Here is a 20,479-nt window from a genome sequence, read left to right as displayed (position 1 = left end):
TCCGACAGGCACCTAGGGCGCGGGGTAAGTCACCGCCCCACCCTGCCCCACCACGGCGCCCGCGCTCAAGTGCGCCGCTTCCAGCTTGCCCGGCCCCATGATGTGCCACACCGCCTCGCCGCGCGCCAGCAGGTGATCGGTGACGATACGCCGGTGGCAGCGCCACCACAGCACCTCGGAGCACATCAGCGCGCAGCGTTGCTCGCGCCCCCGTTCGATCAGGTGCGCCAGCCCGGCGTCGAAATCGGGTGTGCAAGCGTAATCGGCATAGCGGTGAAAGCTCTGGTTCTCCCACCAGGCGTTGACGTCCGACGCCACATCGGCCGTCTTGCCACGCAAACCACCCAGATGCGCCACATGCTCATAGGCCAGGCCGTGCGCGGGCAGGCTGACCGCCAGCGCGTCCTCATTGAACTGCGGGAACTTGCGCGAGCCCGGCATCTTGCGGATGTCCACCACGCGCTCCACGCCCGCCTCCTGAAGCAAGGCAGCGAACTCCTCCAGGCTGTGCGTGGAGTGGCCAACGGTGAAAAATGGCAGGCTCATAACTTGGTCAGCGCGCTTGCGTAATGCGCGGCGATATGGTCGGTCTGGTCGCTCTTGATTTCGTACTGGGGCCGCTCGGGTGACGCGTGGTGGCGATGGCCCTTGTAGTCGAAATCGCTCACGTGTACCGCAACGATGGTACCCGAGACATGGCCCGCTTCCGAGTTCCAGCCCACGTGGTCACCTACCTTGAAACCTGTGTGCATGCATGCCTCGGAAAACTCCCTCCCCCTCTGGGGGAGGGTTGGGGTGGGGGCCGGCGGTGTTAAACAAGGCTGGTCGTTACGCTGGCTCCCTTGCCCCCATCCCTACCCTCCCCCAAAGGGGGAAGGAGTAAAAATACCAATCAAATCGGCCTCTAGCGTCCTATCATCAAGCGCTATCAGCTATCAAATCAACGCCCCACCATCTTGCCCGGCACCACCCATTCGTCGAACTGCTCCGCCGTCAAAAACCCCAGCGCCAGCGCCGATTCGCGCAGGCTGGTGCCATCATGGTGCGCCTTCTTGGCGATCTTGGCGGCCTTGTCGTAGCCGATATGGGTGTTGAGCGCGGTTACCAGCATCAGCGAGCGCGCGACAAGTTCATCAATGCGCGCGCGGTTGGGCTCAATCCCCACGGCGCAGTGGTCGTTGAAGCTATTGATGCCATCGGCCAGCAGCCGCACGCTCTGCAAAAAGTTGTGCGCAATCATGGGGCGAAACACGTTGAGCTCGAAGTTGCCCGAGCTGCCGCCGACATTGATCGCCACATCGTTGCCCAGCACCTGCGCGGCCAGCATGGTGACGGCCTCGCACTGCGTGGGGTTGACCTTGCCCGGCATGATGGAAGAGCCCGGTTCGTTCTCGGGAATGCTGATCTCTCCGATGCCGCTCCTCGGGCCGCTGGCCAGCCAGCGCACGTCGTTGGCGATCTTCATCATGGTCGCGGCGAGCGTCTTCAGCGCGCCATGCGCATGCACCAGCGCATCGCAGCTCGCGAGCGATTCGAACTTGTTGGGCGAGGTGACGAACGGCAGGCCGGTCAGGCGCGCGAGCTCCGCCGCGACCTGCTGCGCGTAGCCCTTGGGGGCGTTGAGCCCGGTGCCGACGGCCGTGCCACCCAGCGCCAGCTCGCACAGATGCGGCAGCGCCGCACGGATATGCGCCTCGCCATGCGCGAGCTGCGCGGCCCAGCCCGAGATCTCCTGCCCCAGGGTCAGCGGTGTCGCATCCTGCAAGTGGGTGCGGCCGATCTTCACGATGTCGTCAAACGCCCGGGCCTTGGCTGCGAGCGTGGCGTGCAGCTTGGCAATCGCGGGCAGGAGCTTTTTCGTGATCGCGTCGACTGCCGCCACATGCATCGCGGTGGGGAAAACGTCGTTGCTCGACTGGCTCTTGTTCACGTCGTCGTTGGGGTGCACCAGGCGCGCCTCGCCGCGCTCGCCGCCCATGAGTTCACTCGCGCGATTGGCCAGCACCTCGTTGACGTTCATGTTGGTCTGCGTGCCCGAGCCGGTCTGCCAGACCACCAGCGGAAATTCATCCGGGTGCTGGCCCGCCAGGACCTCGTCGGCGGCGGCTATGATGGCCCGGCTTTTCTTTTCATCCAGCAGCCCGAGCGCGTGGTTCACCTTGGCCGACGCCTTCTTCACCGTCGCCAGCGCGTGGATGATCTCGGCCGGCTGGTGCTCGCCGCTGATCGCGAAGTTCAGCTTGGAGCGCTGCGTCTGTGCGCCCCAGAGGTGCTCGGCGGGCACTTCGACATTGCCCAGGGTGTCATGTTCTATGCGAGTCTTCGTCATGTCGCTTCTTTGCTTCCTTCTCTGAAAAATCGATTGCCGCGCGGGAATGAACCGGCGCATCAGCGCCTGCGTTCCAACTCCACATAGCCGCCAGGCGGCTGTGCGTAGGGTTGATCGGTGCTGTAGGCGTTGTTCGGATTGTTCGTATCCTGAAACACCCGTGCGCCGCCGTGGATACTGCTTTGCACCGCCGTACCGCCCACGCCGTTGTAGGTGTTGTACTCGCCTATGCCCTCCAGCGTGCGCTGGTGCATGCGGTCGTTGGTGGCTGCGGTGTTGGCCGCCGTCTGGCTGTTGATCGCGGCAATCTCGCGGTTCGTCTGCGCGCGTATCGCCGCACGATCGGCCGCGCCACGCGCGTTGATCTTGGCCATCTCGCGTGCGTTCCAGGCGTTGATGTCGGCGTTGATGCCGTCGTGGTGCTGCTTGATGGCTTTGCTGATGCGCGTCATCGCCGCCTGCTGCCATTCGGGGTTGCCCTGCACGCTCGCAACCACGGTGGAAAACAGTTCGGCATCGAGCTGCCCGGCACGCGCCCGGTGCCCATACACCATGTAAACCTGCCCCATCGTCGAGCTTCCGACGGTGCTGAAGTGCACCGCCGCCCGCAGCAGCTCCTGCATCGGGACGCCGTTTTCGGTATAGGCAATCAGAAGCTGCCCGGCATCGAGTTGCTTGCCCGCAGTCAGGGGCTGCTTGAGCTGGCGCATTGCCTCGGCGGTCTGGTCTTCATAGCCCTGGATTTGCGCCCCCTGGCGCAGATTGCGCGCGGTGGCTTCCAGAAACTCGCGCGCGCCGCGCACCGCCACCACCGGGCACGGGTTGAACTGCTGCGCCGCACCGGCCACCTGCCAGTTGAAGCCCGGCAGCGCACCGATGGCGGTGATCTGATCGGGCGCGACCGCACCCCAGTTGATGCGCAGCTGATTGTTGCCGCAGGGTGTGCCCGGGTTCCACTGGATGCCACCCACCAGCTTCCAGCCCTGCGGAATCTGCGCGTTCGCCGCCACGACGGGTTGGGCAAAGCCGCTTGGATCCATGATTTGCACGGCTTGCAGGTGCTTGGTGCTGACGGCCGTTGCCGGCCGCTCGGCCCCGCTCTGCCGCGCCGGGCGCGGGTTCTGCGCAGGCTGGGGTGCCGCTTGCGCAGGCTCTGGCGCGCTGCTTGGCTCGGAAACCATCTCCTCGCCCGCCGCCAGCCCATAGCGTGGCGCCGTATCGGCCTCGCCTTCCTCAACCCCATCGTCACAGGCCGTGAGGGACAAAGCCAACACGAGGGACGAGATGCATGCAATGGTGGCGTTTCTCATGACCTGCTACTCCGCTGTCAAAATAGAGGGGTGCACGCGGCGTGCCTGCGCTGCAAGCATACGCCCAACCGCGGCGCGCCACCAAAGCGCGTCTGCCATTCACCCCGAAGCCATCCGCCCCATGACGACAACCACGACCATCCGCTACGCCGACCTGGTGGAATCCATCGCCGCCGCGCTGCAGTACATCAGCTACTACCACCCTGCGGACTACATCCAGCATCTGGTACGCGCCTTTGAACGCGAGGAAAGCCCAGCCGCCAAGGACGCGATGGCGCAGATCCTGACCAACAGCAAGATGAGCGCGATGGGCCACCGCCCGATCTGCCAGGACACCGGCATCGTCAACGTGTTTCTGAAAATCGGCATGGACGTGCGCTTCGAGGGCTTTCCGGCCGGCCAGGCGGTGGAAGACGCGGCCAACGAAGGCACGCGCCGCGCCTATCTCTCTGAAGAAAACACCCTGCGCGCCAGCGTGGTTGCCGATCCGCTCTTCGCGCGCAAGAACACCAAAGACAACACGCCCGCTGTCACCCACGTGCAGCTGGTGCCCGGCAACACGCTGGAAGTGACCGTCGCCGCCAAGGGCGGTGGCAGCGAAAACAAGAGCAAGCTCGCCATGCTCAACCCCGGCGACAGCCTGGTGGACTGGGTGCTCAAGACCGTGCCCACCATGGGCGCCGGCTGGTGCCCGCCCGGCATGCTGGGCATAGGCGTGGGCGGCACCATGGAAAAGGCCGCGCTGCTGGCCAAGGAAAGCCTGATGGAAGACCTGAACATGTACGAGCTGCAACAGCGCTCGGCCAAGGGCGAAACACTCAGCCAGGTCGAAGAGCTGCGGCTGGAGCTGTACGAGAAGGTCAACGCCCTGGGCATAGGCGCGCAGGGCCTGGGCGGGCTTTCCACCGTGCTCGACGTGAAGATCGCGCTCTACCCCACGCACGCGGCCGGCAAGCCGGTGGCGATGATCCCCAACTGCGCCGCCACGCGCCACGCGCATTTCGTGATGGATGGCTCCGGCCCGGTTTACCTCGATGCGCCGGACCTGAACCTCTGGCCCAAGCTCGACTGGGCGCCCAACTACGCTGAATCGCGCCGCGTCGATCTCGACACCTTGACCCGGGAAGAAGTGGCAAGCTGGAAATCCGGCGAGCGCATTTTGCTCAACGGCAAGATGCTGACCGGGCGCGACGCCGCGCACAAGCGCATCCAGGAGATGCTGGCCAAGGGCGAGAAGCTGCCGGTGGATTTCACCAACCGCGTGATCTACTACGTCGGCCCGGTCGATCCGGTGCGCGATGAAGTCGTCGGCCCGGCCGGCCCCACCACCGCCACGCGCATGGACAAATTCACCGAAATGATGCTGGCGCAGACCGGCCTGATCGCGATGATTGGCAAATCCGAGCGCGGTCCCGAGGCGATTGCCGCCATCCAGAAGCACCAGAGCGCCTACCTCATGGCCGTGGGTGGCGCCGCCTACCTGGTCAGCAAGGCCATCAAACATGCGCGCGTGCTGGCGTTTGAAGACCTGGGCATGGAGGCGATTTACGAGTTTGACGTGGTCGACATGCCGGTGACCGTGGCGGTGGATTCCACCGGCACCAGCCAGCACATCACCGGGCCGGCCGAGTGGCAAAAGCGCATCGCCGCGAACATGGCCAGGAGCTATACGGCAACCAAAGCGACAGCCTGACTTGTTTTACCGGGGTGCACCACGATGCAATTGACGATCAACGGCCAGCAACACGAGCTGAACATCGAACCCGAAATGCCGCTGCTCTGGGTGCTGCGCGACGAGCTGAACATCACCGGGCCCAAGTACGGCTGCGGCATCGGCGTCTGCGGTGCCTGCACCGTGCATGTGGATGGCGCTGCGGTGCGCTCCTGCTCGCTGCCCGTGGGTGAGGTCAAGGGAGCCGTCACCACGATTGAAGGGCTGGCGCCGGCCAACACCCTGCATGCCGTGCAGCAGGCCTGGATCACGCACCAGGTGGCGCAGTGCGGCTATTGCCAGCCGGGGCAGATCATGACGACGGCAGCCTTCCTCGCCCAAAACCCTGCACCCACGGATGCAGAGATCGCTGCCGCGCTCTCGGCCAACCTTTGTCGCTGCGGCACCTACCCGCGCATCCGCGAGGCGGTGCACGCGGCCGCCAAGCTGCTGGAGGCCAAGACATGAGCCGCAACGCCACCATCGCCCGCCGCGGCTTTCTCGTCGGCTCCGTTGGCCTTGCCGGGGGCGTGGCTTTCGGCACCTGGCTGGTGCGCAAAACGCCAGCCAACCCGCTGGACGCCACCTCCAAGCCCGGTCAGGCCGTTTTCAACCCCTGGGTCACGATCGATGCCAAGGGCATCACGCTGATCGCGCCGCATACCGATGTCGGTCAAGGCGTGCGCTCGGTGCAGGCAGCGCTGATCGCCGAAGAGCTGGATCTGGATTGGGGACAGTTCGATTTCGTGGCCGACCCTGGCGCACCCGGCGCCGCGTACTACAACAGCGCGCTGGCCGAAGAACAGGTGCCGTTTCTCTCGACCGATGAAAGTCTTCCGGCCGAAGCCATGCGCGCCACCATGGGCGCGCTGTTCAAGGTCATGGGTCTGCAAATGACGGGCGGCTCCAGCACCGTGGCCGACAGCTTCGTCAAGCTGCGCCAGGCCGGTGCGGTTGCGCGCGAAACGCTCAAGCAAGCCGCATCGCGGCAGTCGGGCGTGCCCGTGGACCAGCTCAAGACGGACAAGGGCGCCGTCGTTCTGCCTGATGGCAAGCGCCTGCCCTACACCGCGCTCGCAGCCTTGGCCGCATCGGAAAAACCGGTGCAGCAGGTCACGCTGCGCGAGCCCAGCCAGTGGCGCCTGATCGGCAAGCCCATGCCGCGGCTGGACGTGGCGCCCAAGTCCACCGGCGCGCTGCGCTACGGCATTGACCTGCGCATGGATGGCATGTTGCATGCCGCAGTCAAGGTCAATCCGCGCCAGGGTGGCGCGCTGATCCGCTTTGATGCCAAGGGCGCAGAAGGTTTGCGCGGCGTGAAGAAAATCCTGCCCGTGTCAGGCGGCGTGGCCGTGGTGGCGGACAACACCTGGCGCGCCTTCCAGGCCGTCAACGCCATCACCTGCGAATGGGGCCCCGCGCCCTACCCGGCAGAGCAGGCGGAGCATTGGAAGGCCGTGGCGGATTCCTTCACCGCCGAACGGCTGGACAAGGTCTGGCGCAACGACGGCGATGTCGAATCCGCGCTGGGCAACGATGCCATCAGCGCCGAATACCGCGCGCCCTATGTGGCGCATGCGCCCATGGAGCCGCTCACTGCCGTCGTGCGCTACACGCCGGAGCAGGTCGATGTCTGGTCAGGCAGCCAGGTACCGCGCTTCGTCCAGGAAAAAGTGGCCAAGATTGCCGGCCTGGATACCAAGCGGGTGCATGTCCACAATCAATACTGCGGCGGCAGCTTCGGCCACCGGCTGGAATCCGAGCAGATCACGCTGGCGGCGGAGATTGCCCGGCAGATGCCCGGCATCCCCATCCAGCTGACCTTCAGCCGCGAGGAAGACTTCGCCCACGACTTCCCGCGCCAGATCACCATGGCACGCGGGCGCGGTACGGTCGCCAACGGCCAAGTGCAGGCCATGGCGCTCGATATAGCCTCCGTCTCCTCCAGCGCCTCGCAAATGGGGCGCCTCGGTCAGCCGATGCCCGGGCCCGACGGACAAATCCCGGCCGGTGCGTGGAACCTGCCCTACGCACTGGCGCACTACCGCATGCGCGCCTACCGCGTGCCGGAACTGGCGCCGACGAGCTCCTGGCGCTCGGTCGGTGCATCGTCCGCCGGTTTTTTTGCCGATGGCTTTCTGGACGAGCTGATCCACGCCGCCGGTGCCGACCCCCTGCACGAGCGCCTGCGCCTGGCCAACGACCCGGTGGCGCGCAAGGTGCTGGAAGCCGTCGCCGAAATGTGCGACTGGAAGGGCGCCCAACTCGGCGAAGGGCGCGGGCGCGGCGTGGCCTTCATCGAGTCCTTCGGCGTGCCCTGCGCCGAGGTGGTCGAAGTCGCCCAAACACCCCAGGGCCTGCGTGTCGACAAGGTCTGGGTGGCGCTCGATGTGGGCAAGGTCGTCGATCCGGTGAACTTCGACAACCAGGTCAAGGGCGGCGTGGTCTGGGGACTGGGGCATGCGATGAATGCCGAAATCACCTACGCCGACGGCAAGGCGCAGCAGAGCAATTTCCACGAACACATGGGCATGCGCTTTGACCAATGCCCGGAGATCTTCGTGCGCGGGCTGGAAAACGGCCACAAAATCCGCGGCGCGGGCGAACCTCCCGTGCCGCCCGCCCCCGCGGCACTGGCCAACGCCATTTTTGCCGCCACCGGCGTGCGGCTGCGCGAAATGCCGTTCGCCAGGCAGGTGGCGTTTGCCTGAAGTTCGCGCACCGATTCCGAATGCACAGGCATGCCAATGAAATCCGATCCGCGGCGTAATCGCCGCGTCGCCGTCGCCGGCGCCACCGGCCTGATCGGCAGCCAGATCGTGCAAGCCTTGTGCAACGATCCAGGCGTCGCCAGCGTGCATGCGCTGGCGCGGCGCGCGCCCGGCTTCACCCACCCCAAGCTGCACATGCTGGCGGTCGATTTTTCAGTGCCGATCACGCTGCCGCCACTCGATGAGATGTACCTGGCGCTGGGCACCACCATCAAGGTGGCAGGCAGCCAGGCCGCGATGCGCGCCATCGACGTGGACGCCAATCTGGCACTGGCCCGCGCCGCCCGCGCCGCGGGCGCCACCCGCCTGGGCCTGATCAGCGCGATGGGCGCCAACGCGGCATCGCCGGTGTTCTACAACCGCATCAAGGGCGAGTTGGAACAGGCGCTCGCGGGCCTGGGCTTTGAAGCGCTGGTGATTGCCCGCCCCTCGCTGCTGCGTGGCGACCGCGCAGCGCTTGGTCAGCACACGCGCAGCGGCGAAATCTGGGGCGAACGCCTGAACGATCTGCTGCGCCCCCTCATCCCGCGCCAATGGCAGGCCATAGCCGCTGCGGATGTCGCGGCTGCGCTGGCACAGACCGTGCCCACTGCGTCGGGCCGCGTACTGCTGACCTCCGGCGCGATGCAGGGGGCCGCACAGCGCAGCGCGGGCACGGATTCGCCCGCATGAGCCCGGGCGAAAGGGAAAAGAATATCCGTGCGTCTTGATGAACTGCTTTTCACCCAGGGCTTTGGTACCCGCCGCGTCTGCGCCGGTCTGATTCAGCAGGGCTTGGTGAGCATGCAGGGGCTGCCCTGCGACGACCCGGCCACCGAATGCCCGGTGGAGGACCCGGCGTTCAACTTTACCGTGCAAGGCCAACGGTGGCCTTACCGCAGGCTCGCCTACCTCATGCTGCACAAACCGGCGGGCACCGAATGCTCCCAGCGCCCAGGCGCCTGGCCCAGCATCTACACCCTGTTGCCCGCGCCACTGCGCCAGCGCCCTGCCCCCGGCAAGACCCAGGGCGTGCAGGCGGTGGGCCGGCTCGATCAGGACACCACCGGCCTGCTGCTGCTCTCGGACGACGGCGCCTTCATCCACCGCATGAATTCGCCGCGCCACCACGTGCCCAAGGTCTACGAAGTGACCACCCGCCACCCGGTGGAGGCACGGCAGATCGAGCAACTGCTCAGCGGCGTGGTGCTGATGGACGACCCGCAGCCCGTGCGCGCCGCCGCCTGCGAGGCCGTGGCCGAACACCGCCTGCTTCTCACCCTGACCGAGGGCAAATACCACCAGGTCAAGCGCATGGTGGCCGCCGTGGGCAACCGCGTGGAGGCGCTGCACCGCTCGCGCATCGGCGGCCTGGCGCTGCCCGCCGACCTCGCGCCGGGGCAATGGTGCTGGCTGGATGCCGAACAGCTGGCGCGGCTCCAAGGCAAGCAAGCCACGGCGCTGCCACCCGCTGGCAACCAGAGAATTTAGATAAAAAATGGCTGTATCGCTTATGCAACCAGCGCGGACAGCTACGAAAATTGATGCTCCACGGTGTTTGCTGAATGCAAACCCGCCGCGCCGCCAACGCACTGCATCCATAGGCCGGTGCCCGTCACGTTGCGCCGCGCATACCCCACTTTGTTGTTATTTGAATACAAACCAGGCGTTGTTTCAGGGCTGTCATATCCGAAAGGCGTAATCCAGGGGTGTTCTCGATGTTTCTCGTATTGAAACGCGATCACGTTTCACCTCAACACCCCTTGGAGTTCTCCCATGAAAAAATCACTGATCGCCCTGACCGTGCTGGGCAGCGTCGCCACCATTGCTTCGGCCCAGTCCAACGTCACCCTGTATGGCCGCGCCGATGGCGGTCTGGGCAAAGCCTTTGGCGGCAAGGCACAGATGACCAGCAGCTACAAGGAAACCAGCATGCTGGGCCTGCGCGGGCGGGAAGATCTGGGCGGTGGCCGGGTGGCGATTTTCAACTTCGAGCAGGAAGTCGACCTCAAAACCGGCGCAGGCGGCTCCTGGAACCGCGCAGCCTACGTGGGCATGGGCGGCGGCTTTGGCGAATTCAGCATGGGCCGTAGGACCACGCCTCAAAGCGACACCATGGGCGTGTTCGATCTGAACGGCACGGCCAACGCCACCTCGGCCCTGAAAAACCTGGGCTTGAGAGCCGATGGCAGCCTGGGCGGCAACCGCGCCAACAGCCAGTTCATGTACACCTCGCCGACGATGAGCGGCTTTCAGGCCCGCGCCTCGGTGGTACTGAAGGAAAACAAGACTGCCCCCGCCGCGGGCGCCGCCGACACGCGCAAGACCTCGTACCAGCTTGCCGCCAGCTACAAAAGCGGCCCCCTGAACCTGGGCATCGTCGTGGCCAGCAAGATGGCCGAAGGCAGCGCCGATCGCACCGGTTTTGCACTGGGCGCACGCTATGACTTCGGCTCGTTCATCGTGAGCGGCCTGTACACGCAGGACGAATCGCGCACCACCGGCAAGGGCTTCGGCTTGGGCGTGGCCGTTCCCCTGGGCGCGCTAACGGTGGGCGCCCAGGTGGCCCGCGTGACGAGCAACCCCAGCGCCACCCGCGAAGGCGCAACCGCCATCGAACTGTTTGCCAACTACAAACTGTCCAAGCGCACCCTGCTGTACGCAGGCTACGGCGGCCTGAACAAGGAAGGCAAGGCCATCAACGGCACCACGGGCTCCAATACCTTCGGCGTGGGCATGGTGCACCGCTTCTGATGCCGCGCGGCAGCCCGTCGCCGCGCCGCAGCATCCCGACAACGCCGCGCCCTGCGCGGCGTTTTCGCTGGCGCGCTGGCATGGATGCGCTCGGCGCTCGCGAAGCACCCAAAAAAAAGGAGCGGTCCACCAACCGCTCCTCGGAGTATTGCAATGAAAAAACCGTGCACTCTGTCTGCGCCTGGCAGCGGTGCATTTTGATCACCCCGTCGTCCAGCCATGCAGGTCATGGTCAGGTTCAGGGGAAATCACGGATTGCCAGACAGCGGCAATTATGGAATCCATTGATTACATTCGCGTGACGATTCCAGCGGGCGTGCACTGTCCGCGCGCACTGTACCAGCCATGTTGGCCGAAGCCTCGATCCACAGGCCACGCACCTGGATGCAGGTGCCATCGTCAGCCAATGGATGGATTGCAAGACCTGAACCTCAATCCCCCGCCGCAAACCTCAGCCCCATGAACGCGTGAACAGCTCATCGAGCGCACCGGCAATTGCCTGGCCTTGCTCGGCCAGCGACGTCACCTTTTCGCCCAAGGCCACCATATCCATGGAGACCATATCCAGCGGGTGCAAGACCACATCCACCCCCAGAACCTGAAAAACCGGGTTCAGGCGCGAGCCGAGAACAGACGCCCCCTTCGGCACCGCACTGAGCCTGACCAGCGGCACCACGACGCGGCGGCGGTAGTCGTCAAACAGGGCAGACTGCACCAGCACCACATAGGCCACGTCAGCACGCTGCCGACCTTTGTACGCGTGAACGTCAAACTGCGCCATATGCCAACCAGGCGCTTCAAAGCGGCGAGTGCTCGTCGGCGAAAGAGCCGCCGTGCGCCTGCAGAACAGCATTCCAGGTGCGGCACGCGGCCGCAGCCGACAGGCGTTCCTGCGCCTGCTTGCTGCGCTCACGCGCCACGTACTCGGTGAGCATCGCCTCTACAGCAGCCGACAGGTTCCCGCTGAGCGCGCGCGCCTCATCGACCAACTCGGCGTTCAGCGTGAGATTGACAGGACGCTTGCGCCCCTGAGCATGTACCAAGGTTTGCATATGCGCATCTTATGCGCATTAATCGGACAAGACTACAGAACGCACGGCACGGTGAAGTGCCTTGCACTCGTCGCCTGCAAGCCCCACACCACGCACCGCTTTGAACAACCGGAACATGCTTACGCCATCGTCTTGTCGCCATCCATAAAACGTAATAACATCGTATTAACTTTCCAGGAGGCAGCATGGATATCACCATTCGTACCATAGGCAACAGCAAAGGGGTGGTCTTGCCCAAGCCCGTGCTGGCACAGGCCGGGTTGGCCGACAGCGACTGCGTCACCCTCAGCATCGAAGACGGAGCCATCGTGCTGCGCAAACCCTCGTCAGCGCCACGCACCGACTGGGCAGCGGCCGCGCAGGCCATCGCCACCGCCGAAACAGAGGAACTGCTGATGAGCGAATTCGCCAATGCCGAAGACGAGGATCTGGCGTGGTAGCGCGCGGCGACATCTGGTTGGTCAACCTCGACCCCACGGTAGGCAGCGAAATCAGGAAAAGCCGCCCCTGCATCGTCATCTCGCCCCCAGAGCTCAACGAACACTTGCGCACCGTCATCGTCGCGCCGATGACCTCCAAAGGCTTTGCTGCGCCGTTTCGGGTGCCGATCACCCATGCAGGAACCAAGGGACTGGTGGTGCTCGATCAGATGCGCGCCATTGACAAAACCCGGCTGGTCAAGTGGCTGGGTGCTGCGTCCGCCAAGACGCAGGCGCAGGTTCTGCACACTTTGCAGGAGTTGTTTGCTGTCTGAAAGGCAAAAGCCTGCATCAGCGCAAATATTTCTGAAAATTATCAGCCAACTGAGCTAATGAATGATTGCAAGACCTGACCCTGCGACCGCGATGACCCTGCGACCGCGAAAAATTAGTTCCAACCATTCGAGCACCCATGACGATGGGTTAATTCATATTCCAGTAATAAATCTGTTTTTTGTGCGAAGAATTCCACGCAAGAAATCGCATTGGCAACATACGCTTTATCTAAATTGCCAGCCAAAATTAACCCAGGAATATCGTTCGGAATAGAAAAACCATGAGCAAAAGAGTGCCGAACTCTGAGGACTCCATCAAAAAATGCCTTCGTATCGGTTTGATTTGAAAATTTCGCATTCCAAATCCATGACGGGTATACATCCATGCCAGTGATATTCAAAATCAAATCACGACACTTATCCCAACTTGGGGTATTTAATTCTGAGGCCGCCTTATCAACGAGAGCTTCAAATTGGACAATCAAAGTCCAAGCTCGCCTATGAGCTTGTATCCGCGTTTTTGAGACAAATTCTCGTAAGACCGCTTCAAGATAGCCTTCCCAACAGCCTACGCCATGAGCAACCGCAGCGCTTAGCACACACGTATCAGTAAATCTCTGGTTTGGGCTAGCATTACTTACGTTTCCGTGGAATCCGGCGAGTACCCGTGCACCTGCCACCGAAGCGGAAAATTTACTCAAAGCTACCGAAGAAGACATTTACAATCTCTGGACGAGTTTGGCAACTGCCTTAGTATATTTTTCGATAGCGTTCTGGTTAACTTGTACGATATCTCCATCTACACCATGATGTCCAGACTTAAGCCGAGACAAAGGACAACCTTCGGAAGAAGCCACCACAGCCACCGAATGATAATCTGGCATCTCAACAAATAAATCAGTAGATATTTTGTAGTTAGCAAAATATTTTTTTCCTTGGGACAATGCATTATCCACAAGCAACTTGATGGGTGCGCTCTTTGCCTGAAAGGCTGAACTTGGCTTGCCTTTATACATCGTCACACGATTACTCACGAACGTATGCAGGCGGGGGAGGTCCACGCCGTCCTGCGATGCTCTCGAAGAAAAACTCAGCCTAGCGTAACCTTGTAACTCACTCGAAGCAATTCCATATAACAACGCCAAGACGTTTTCAATACCTCTTCTAGAACTATCATCAGCAGTGAACGGAACAACGACATATTCAGCTGCACAGAGCGCAACTTGCGTGTACATAGAGAAGCTTGGATTGCAATCAATAAACGTTGTTACGTCGCTATATTGTGACGCCTCAGTGAATGTGCGTATTAAATCATTCAACCAACGCATAACTTTCGCCCACGCGTCATTTGGCAATGCAAGTTGTGAGACGCCACGCATTGCCTCAGCGAGGAGTTCCAACAAATTGTCGCCTGCAACCAAAACAAGATTTTCTGGAATATTTCGATTGGTGGAACTGGGTTTATAAAGGAAATCCTGTACACTAGGCATTGGTATAAACGGCGACGTCAGACGTGACTCGAAATACCCTCCGATAGAGCGTCTCGGTTTCTCTCCATACATCGTTTGAAGCTGAGCTATCGCACCATCTTTGCCTCCAAGAAACATTTCTGTGGTATTCGCTTGTGGACAAAGATCAAGAACCAACACCTCTTCATCCGGATGAGTTATTGCATACTCACACGCAAGCGAAAAGGTGAGGAAACTCTTCCCTACTCCGCCTTTATTATTCCAGAGTGCGTACCTGCCCATCATTCACCTTTTGATCCAAAATTACCGTCCCAACTAATTTGCAACCGAGGTTTCTCTGAAATTTCTGGGCCACCACGGCTTTGGGGCCATATCTTGCAAAATAGCATTCGCGCATTTACTTAAAATTTCACTCGCCAACCAACCACCGCGCAACTCAGGAACGCTCCTGTTCAAATCGCCTGATCCGCCCCAATACTTCAGCCATCTGCTCTTTCACCACCGCAGTATCGTGATCAAACTGCAACCTCGTCCAGAACCCATCCGACGTACCGAAGAACTTGGATAGACGCAGCCCGGTATCCACCGTGATCGACCGCGCTCCAGCCACGATTTCGCCGATGCAGCGCTGCGACACGCCGATCTCCTTGGCGAGCCGGTACTGGGTCAGGCCCATAGGCTCCATAAACTCATGCAACAGGGTTTCGCCGGGGTGCGGCCATGGAATGTCTCGCGCCATAAAGAGCTCCTTTCCGTGGCAATCCGCAATTGCGACCTGCGTGGCATGGACGAAGCGCCAGACAAAGCCCCCTCAAAAATCCACCTCAAACACCACCCCCTCATCATTCCTCCGCATCACCCCCACCTTGTACGCCGCAATGTCCTGCTCCTGCGGTGAGGCCTGCGTCTTGCTGATGTTGAGCCACTTTTCCATGAACTTGAGCGGGTTGGCCTTGGGGAATTCGTATTTGGTCGTCTCCAGGCCCAGCGTCTGGTAGACGTCCTTGGCGCAGTAGCGCGTCCAGGCCGACAGGCGCTCGGCGTTCATGCCGACGAGTTCGCGGCCTTCGGAGAAGAGGTATTCAATCCAGGCGAGTTCACTGTCCACCACTTCGGCGATGAGCTGCTCGATGTCTTCGCGCTTCTGCGCGAAGGCGGTCTGGCCGCGGGCTGTCGTCAGCTCGTTCTGCAGCACGGCGCGGTCGAGCTCGGCGTGGATTTCCAGCTCGTCCTGCGCGATCTTCTGGATGGATTTGCCTATCGGCTGGAACATGCCGGTGTCGCAGATGGCAAAGGTCACGGCGAAACTCGCCATGAACTGGATGCGTTCCATGCAGAAGAGCGCGACGAGCATCATGAAGATGGCGTTGTAGGTGTCCTGGTCGTTGCCCAATGCCCCTAGCGCGTATTGGTGCGAGGCGGTATAGCCGTCTTCAAAGGCCTTCACGACGCGGGCCAGGCGCGCATGCGCCTCCTGCACGCTGAGGATCTCGTCGATGATCACGGACGGGTCGTCAAACGAATTGCGCACGATCTCGGAATAGGTGGCGGCGTGGATGACTTCGTTGTCCGAAACGCGCTGCCACGCAGCCCAGAGCTCGCTACTGGTGATGAAGGGCGCGAGCACCGGGGCGATGGCGCGGCTGGCGACGCTGTCGGCCTCCCACTGCCAGGCCAGCGTCTTTATCATCATGTCGTAGGTGGAGCGGCTGGCTTTCTTGAAGTCGGCGTTGCAGCTGGAGTAGTCGAATTCGTTCTCGTCCCAGTCCAGCGATTTCTGCGTCTTGTACAGCTCCCAGATGCGCGGGTAGTGGCGGTTGATGGTGTCAAACAGGCCTTGCTTGTCGCCAAGGAAGAGCAGCGGCTTGTCGTAGTCGGTTTTGGCGTAGTTGAAGACGGTGTCGGTCATGGTGCATTTCCTTTGGGTCAGAGGGTGCAGGCGCCGTTGCACTGCGGATCCGCATCGAGCACGCTCTGTGCATCCGAAGCCTCGAGATCACCCGCCTCGCCCTGCTTCTCGTGGGTGGCAGCAGCCATGGCGCTGCCGACCATGCGACCGACGAACTCGTGGCGTTCGGCATCGGCTTCGCTCAGTTCCTTGAAGCCCGCCGAGGTCTTCTGGTTCATGTAGTACTTGCTCTTGAGGCCCATCTTGATGCGGTAGAGGTAGTCCTGAATCATCTCGCTGGAGCCGATGAAGGCGTCGCCGATCACCTTGCGGTAGAAGTCGGCGGAGATGCCCTGGTCGGTCCATTTCTGCAGGATGGCGTAGGCCTCGGTCATGTCCTTGGCGGGAATATCCCAGGCGGATTCATACCAGGGGGCAAGCTCTTCGCCCTCGGGTGCCGCCCAGTAGTTCACGCGCTGGTTGTCGGTCTTGATGAGCGTGAGCTCGCGGATCGGATAGACGCCGTTGGTCGTGCCCGAGGCATTGGCCGAGGTCTCGGTGGGCATGTGCGCCGCCAGCACCGAATTGCGGATGCCGCCATTGGCGATGATGGCCGCGCGCAGTTGCTCCCAGTCGTAGTGGTTGTGCAGCGGCGCGATCTGATCGACGTTGCGGTTGTAGGTATCCAGCGGCAGCCAGCCCTCGGGCCAGCGGGTTTTGTGGATCCAGGGGGCGTTGCCCAGCTCGCGGCCCAGGCGCAGGCTGGCGCTGAGCAGATGGTAGAAGTGGCGTTCGGCCGTCTGGTGAATGAACTGCTTGCCCTCGGCCGTGGTGTAGCGCTGGTGCGAACGCGCCATGAGATGCGCCAGGCCCAGGATGCCGACACCGGCATTCAGGCGTGCCTTGGAGGTGTAACCGATGTGCGGCAGTTCGTATTCGGCCAGGTGAATGCACTTGTCGATCATCAGGAGTGCGTAGTAGGCGACCTCTTCGTACTGCTCATCCGATTCGATGTTGTCCACGCAGATGCCGGCGAGGTTGCAGGTGGCCACCTCGGGCGAGGAGCGCTGGGTAATCTTGTGAATGGTGGCGCCCTGCACCACGTCGCCCACTTGCAGCTCCAGCGGGTAGACCATGCCACGCTGGGTCTGCACGGGCTTTTCACCACTCAGGCGATGCGTGCCGCCTTCCTCGTCCTCGAATTCGATGAAAGAGACATCCGCCGCCTGGTAGATCTCGGTGATGTGGTTGTAGGCGCCCGTGGGCAGGTCGATCTCGGAGCACAGGTTGGAGCTGTAGATCGTCTCCTTGAACGGCGTATGCCGGTTCATCTCATGGATGTTGTGCTCGTAGATGCGGCCGGTCTCGTTCCACTCGTTGCAGGCGGTGATGAGAATTTCACGCGCGTTGAGGTAGCGCTTGGGAAACAGCGGGTTCTTGTCGTACTTCTCATACAGCCGCTCAAAGCGTTCCTCGTCGCTGCTGTAAAGCGCCTCGTACAGATCGGGCGCGGTGAAGCTGTTGAACAGGAAAATTTCTTCGTTGCGCGCCACCTTGCGCGCAAACAGGCGGTTGCTGCCCCAGGAGTAGTCCATGCCACGGATCTTCTTGTCCTCGGTGGACATCGGGTTCTTCAGGCGCAGCAGGGTTTCGACCTCGGGGTCGTAGATCGAAAAGTAGCTGGTGCAAGCGCCGCCGCGGCCGTTTTGCAGGCTGGATTTCACCTCGGAGACCACCGCGCGCAAATAGGGGAGCTTGCCCTGGTGGCGGATCACGCCGCCACGCACCGGGTCGTTGACCGAGCGCAGGTTCATGTGCGAGCCGATGCCCGCACTCATATAGGTCATGGTGTAGGCAATGTGGTTGCCCACTGCAATCGAGCGCGCGCTGTCCGCGGTGGTGTAGAGGCAGCAGCTGGCGTAGCCACGCAGGGGGGTGCCCAGGTTGATGTGGTTGGGCGTGGGCGCATTGATGCGGTTCATCGAGAGGTGCTCGTACCAGCGCGCCACGTCATGCATGCGGCGCTCGCGCGGCTGATCGACCGCCAGCGCCATCGCCATGCGCATGTAGATGAACTGCGAGGTTTCGTAGATGCGGTTTTTCACGCGGTCGGCAATCGCGTATTTCGACAGGTGCGTGTGCAGCTGGTAGTGGGCGTAGCCGTAGTCGCGGTCGTGATCGATCAGTTTCTCGACCTCGGCGTATTCCGCATCGGAGTAATCGAGATGCTCCATGTAGCCCAGCTTTTGCAGGCGCCGGTGCAGTTGCAGCACCGTCGGCATGAAGACGCCGTGCACCTCCTTGTGCATCAGCGCCGCGTACAGGCGCCCGGCCATGCGGTTATAGAGCCACGAGTCGGACTGCAGGCAGTTCTTGATGAGCTGCTGCTGCAGCATCGTCGTCGTCACCTGCTCGGGCATGTCGGTTACCGTCTCGAGCACCACCGAGGACCAGTCCATGTCCGGCCCCAGGGCCTTGGCGGCCCATTCGCCCCAGCCGTTGAGCTTGGACGGGGTGAACGACTCGACGCGGCCGTCGCGCTTGGTGACTGATTCGATCATGCGGGGGTGCTCCTTGGACTGGACAAACAGGATAAGACGCTAGGGATAGTAGTTTAGTGCCTTGAACGACACAATCCGTAGTGCCCCTGATGCGAACAGGAAAAAGCCCTCGGCGCGCTCGGAAGCGGCCGCCCGACGGCATGCACGCTGGGTTTCGCCTTTTAGCAACAGTTGAAAACAGGGCCTGCGGGCGGCCTTGCCACGGCGTCGATCAGACCGAAGGCAGGCCGCCTTCGTGCCCGCGGGCCCGTTCGCCGGGCGTGGGCAGCTTGCCGGCCTGCTCCAGGATGGGGTAGGCGGTGGCGCTCAGAAGGGAATTGATGCGGCGCAGCTCGGACAGCAGGTCGATGTGCAGCGAGCTGGTTTCCATGCTCTGCGTGGAGCGATCGGCCAGGCGCGCCAGGTGGTTGGCGGCGTAGGTACGTTCCAGCGCGCGGAAATGCCCTTTTTCCTCCAGCAGGCGCTGCGCGTCGCGCACCGTGCCGTCCAGGAACACGCCCATGCTCAGGCGCAGGTTGCCCAGCAGGTGCTGGTGCAGGTCGGAGATTTCCGCCATGCCGGCTTCCGAGAAATTCGTGCCTTTGGCGATTTTTTTCTCTTCCACGTCCTGCAGGATGCGTTCGACGATATCGCCGATCTGCTCCATGTTGATGGTGAAGCTGATGATGTCGGTCCAGCGCCGGCTTTCCTTCTCGCCCAGGTCGTCGCGGGGAATCTTGGTCAGGTAGTACTTGATGGCGGAATAGGTGGAATCGACCTCATCGTCCATCTTGCGCAGCTTGATCGCCAAGGGTTCATCGTTGTGGCGAATCACGTCGATCATGCCGACCAGCATGGTCTCGACCACATCGGCCTGGTACAGCGCCTCGCGCACCGCCAGCGTGATCGCCAGCGACGGAGTCGACAGCGCCGACGGGTCCAGATGGTGCGGCCGGTAGCCCGGCCCCTGCTCGGGCTTGGGCAGTACGCGCGCCACCAGCTTGGCCACCCATTGCGTGAGGCCTATGAAACCGACGCTGATGATCACGTTGTAGGCCAGGTGAAACAGCACCACCCCATGCCCGGCGCCCGGCATGTGCGGCTGCACATGGCCCACCCACAGGCCGACGAAGGGTGCCATCACCAGCACCCCGATGATCTTGAACAGCAGGTTGCCGACCGTCACCTGCCGCACCTCGGCTTCGGAGCGCGCCAGCGTCAGCACGGCGGCCAGACCATTGCCCAGATTGGCCCCCAGCACCAGCCCGAGCGCCATGGCCTCCGGTACCACATGCGTGTTGGCCATCGCGGCGATCAACAGCACCACCGCCAGGCTGGAATAGGAGACGATGGCCAGCACCGCGCCGATCACGATCTCGGCCAGCAAGTCACCCCCCATGGCTTCCAGGATGGTGGGCGTGAGCGGCGAGGCAAGGATGGGGCCGCTGGCCTGCACGATGCTCTCAAGCGCCAGCAGCATCAGCCCGAGGCCGATGAAAATGCGCCCTATCCGCCCGGGGGTGCTCGCCTGGCGCGTGATGAACAGCGTGACGCCGACCAGGACAAACAGCGGCGAGAGCCAGGACAGATCCAGCGACAGCAGCACCGCCATCAGCGCCGTGCCGATGTCCGCGCCGCGCATCACCGCCAGCGCCGCCGGCAGCGTGATGAGACCCTGACCGACGAAGGAAGCCGTCATCAGCCCGGTGGCCGTGCTCGACTGCACCAGCGCCGTCACCCCTATGCCCGAGAGCGCCGCGGTGAAGCGATTGCCCAGGCTGCGCGCCAGCCAGGCCCGCAGAGTGGCGCCAAACACCCGCAGCACGCCAGTACGCACCAGATGCATGCCCCAGATCAGCAGGGCAATCGCGGCCAGCAAATTCAGCAGATGTTTCATGTTCTTGGTGATGCACGCGCACCAT

The 20,479-nt window shown here is 62.4% G+C and carries 20 protein-coding genes; 8 read left to right on the top strand and 12 right to left on the bottom strand.

The window, feature by feature from the left end; genetic code table 11:
* Positions 1 to 12: 12 nt before the first annotated feature.
* The 4 genes from ABS45_RS07375 to ABS45_RS07360 form a co-directional block, all read right to left on the bottom strand.
* The gene (locus ABS45_RS07375) at positions 13 to 546 is read right to left on the bottom strand and encodes a DUF488 domain-containing protein (RefSeq protein ID WP_291554569.1); all 534 of its coding nucleotides are present in this window, start codon (positions 544 to 546) and stop codon (positions 13 to 15) included.
* Complete coding sequence (locus ABS45_RS07370; RefSeq protein WP_291554567.1) at positions 543 to 752, bottom strand: DUF2945 domain-containing protein; 210 nt, start codon at positions 750 to 752, stop codon at positions 543 to 545. Before ABS45_RS07370 ends, ABS45_RS07375 begins: the two co-directional genes overlap by 4 nt.
* Positions 753 to 940: 188 nt before the next feature.
* Positions 941 to 2,329, bottom strand: a complete 1,389-nt coding sequence (gene fumC / locus ABS45_RS07365; protein WP_291554565.1) for a class II fumarate hydratase — start codon at positions 2,327 to 2,329, stop codon at positions 941 to 943.
* A gap of 59 nt (positions 2,330 to 2,388) precedes the next feature.
* The gene (locus tag ABS45_RS07360) at positions 2,389 to 3,639 is read right to left on the bottom strand and encodes a hypothetical protein (protein WP_291554563.1); all 1,251 of its coding nucleotides are present in this window, start codon (positions 3,637 to 3,639) and stop codon (positions 2,389 to 2,391) included.
* Between the two features lie 121 nt (positions 3,640 to 3,760).
* On the opposite strand from ABS45_RS07360, the gene ABS45_RS07355 reads away from it, so the two are divergent.
* From ABS45_RS07355 to ABS45_RS07330, 6 genes are all read left to right on the top strand, one after another.
* On the top strand, positions 3,761 to 5,332 hold the full coding sequence (locus ABS45_RS07355; RefSeq protein WP_291554561.1) for a fumarate hydratase: 1,572 nt from the start codon (positions 3,761 to 3,763) through the stop codon (positions 5,330 to 5,332).
* Positions 5,333 to 5,356: 24 nt separating this feature from the next.
* Positions 5,357 to 5,818, top strand: coding sequence for a (2Fe-2S)-binding protein (locus tag ABS45_RS07350; RefSeq protein ID WP_291554559.1), 462 nt, complete (start codon positions 5,357 to 5,359; stop codon positions 5,816 to 5,818).
* Positions 5,815 to 8,061: a molybdopterin cofactor-binding domain-containing protein gene (locus ABS45_RS07345; protein ID WP_291554558.1), complete on the top strand. Its 2,247-nt coding sequence runs from the start codon at positions 5,815 to 5,817 to the stop codon at positions 8,059 to 8,061. Before ABS45_RS07350 ends, ABS45_RS07345 begins: the two co-directional genes overlap by 4 nt.
* A 30-nt stretch (positions 8,062 to 8,091) precedes the next feature.
* A complete protein-coding gene (locus tag ABS45_RS07340; protein WP_291554556.1) occupies positions 8,092 to 8,793 on the top strand; it encodes a nucleoside-diphosphate sugar epimerase in 702 nt (233 codons plus the stop codon).
* Between the two features lie 27 nt (positions 8,794 to 8,820).
* Complete coding sequence (locus tag ABS45_RS07335) at positions 8,821 to 9,591, top strand: 16S rRNA pseudouridine(516) synthase (protein ID WP_291554554.1); 771 nt, start codon at positions 8,821 to 8,823, stop codon at positions 9,589 to 9,591.
* Between the two features lie 285 nt (positions 9,592 to 9,876).
* Positions 9,877 to 10,854: a porin gene (locus ABS45_RS07330; RefSeq protein ID WP_291554551.1), complete on the top strand. Its 978-nt coding sequence runs from the start codon at positions 9,877 to 9,879 to the stop codon at positions 10,852 to 10,854.
* Positions 10,855 to 11,305: 451 nt separating this feature from the next.
* Here the strand turns inward: ABS45_RS07330 and ABS45_RS07325 are convergent, their stop codons facing one another.
* The gene (locus tag ABS45_RS07325; protein ID WP_291554549.1) at positions 11,306 to 11,635 is read right to left on the bottom strand and encodes a CcdB family protein; all 330 of its coding nucleotides are present in this window, start codon (positions 11,633 to 11,635) and stop codon (positions 11,306 to 11,308) included.
* A gap of 16 nt (positions 11,636 to 11,651) precedes the next feature.
* Entirely contained in the window at positions 11,652 to 11,906 is a 255-nt protein-coding gene (locus ABS45_RS07320) for a type II toxin-antitoxin system CcdA family antitoxin (protein WP_291554547.1), read from the bottom strand.
* Positions 11,907 to 12,091: 185 nt separating this feature from the next.
* Here ABS45_RS07320 and ABS45_RS07315 point away from each other — a divergent pair, with 185 nt between their 5' ends.
* Both ABS45_RS07315 and ABS45_RS07310 read left to right on the top strand, forming a co-directional pair.
* Complete coding sequence (locus ABS45_RS07315) at positions 12,092 to 12,346, top strand: AbrB/MazE/SpoVT family DNA-binding domain-containing protein (RefSeq protein ID WP_291554545.1); 255 nt, start codon at positions 12,092 to 12,094, stop codon at positions 12,344 to 12,346.
* The gene (locus tag ABS45_RS07310; RefSeq protein ID WP_291554544.1) at positions 12,340 to 12,660 is read left to right on the top strand and encodes a type II toxin-antitoxin system PemK/MazF family toxin; all 321 of its coding nucleotides are present in this window, start codon (positions 12,340 to 12,342) and stop codon (positions 12,658 to 12,660) included. Before ABS45_RS07315 ends, ABS45_RS07310 begins: the two co-directional genes overlap by 7 nt.
* Positions 12,661 to 12,773: 113 nt before the next feature.
* Here the strand turns inward: ABS45_RS07310 and ABS45_RS07305 are convergent, their stop codons facing one another.
* The 6 genes from ABS45_RS07305 to ABS45_RS07280 form a co-directional block, all read right to left on the bottom strand.
* Complete coding sequence (locus tag ABS45_RS07305) at positions 12,774 to 13,379, bottom strand: hypothetical protein (RefSeq protein ID WP_291554542.1); 606 nt, start codon at positions 13,377 to 13,379, stop codon at positions 12,774 to 12,776.
* Positions 13,380 to 14,414 carry a ParA family protein gene (locus ABS45_RS07300; protein WP_291554540.1) on the bottom strand — a complete coding sequence of 345 codons (1,035 nt, stop codon included), beginning with the start codon at positions 14,412 to 14,414 and terminating at the stop codon, positions 13,380 to 13,382. It abuts the gene before it with no gap.
* 151 nt (positions 14,415 to 14,565) lie between these two features.
* A complete protein-coding gene (locus ABS45_RS07295) occupies positions 14,566 to 14,868 on the bottom strand; it encodes a HigA family addiction module antitoxin (protein WP_291554538.1) in 303 nt (100 codons plus the stop codon).
* 72 nt (positions 14,869 to 14,940) lie between these two features.
* Positions 14,941 to 16,038, bottom strand: coding sequence for a ribonucleotide-diphosphate reductase subunit beta (locus tag ABS45_RS07290; RefSeq protein WP_291554536.1), 1,098 nt, complete (start codon positions 16,036 to 16,038; stop codon positions 14,941 to 14,943).
* A gap of 17 nt (positions 16,039 to 16,055) precedes the next feature.
* Positions 16,056 to 18,578 (bottom strand): ribonucleoside-diphosphate reductase subunit alpha, encoded by a 2,523-nt coding sequence (locus ABS45_RS07285; protein WP_291554533.1) that lies wholly within the window; start codon positions 18,576 to 18,578, stop codon positions 16,056 to 16,058.
* A gap of 211 nt (positions 18,579 to 18,789) precedes the next feature.
* Positions 18,790 to 20,454 (bottom strand): Na/Pi cotransporter family protein, encoded by a 1,665-nt coding sequence (locus ABS45_RS07280; RefSeq protein WP_291554531.1) that lies wholly within the window; start codon positions 20,452 to 20,454, stop codon positions 18,790 to 18,792.
* Between the last annotated feature and the right edge of the window lie 25 nt (positions 20,455 to 20,479).

This window comes from Comamonas sp. SCN 65-56 (genome assembly GCF_001724135.1).
Lineage (GTDB): Bacteria > Pseudomonadota > Gammaproteobacteria > Burkholderiales > Burkholderiaceae_C > Comamonas_C.
Note: the sequence above shows the minus strand (reverse complement) of the source record. Positions and strands in the feature narration are given on the sequence as shown.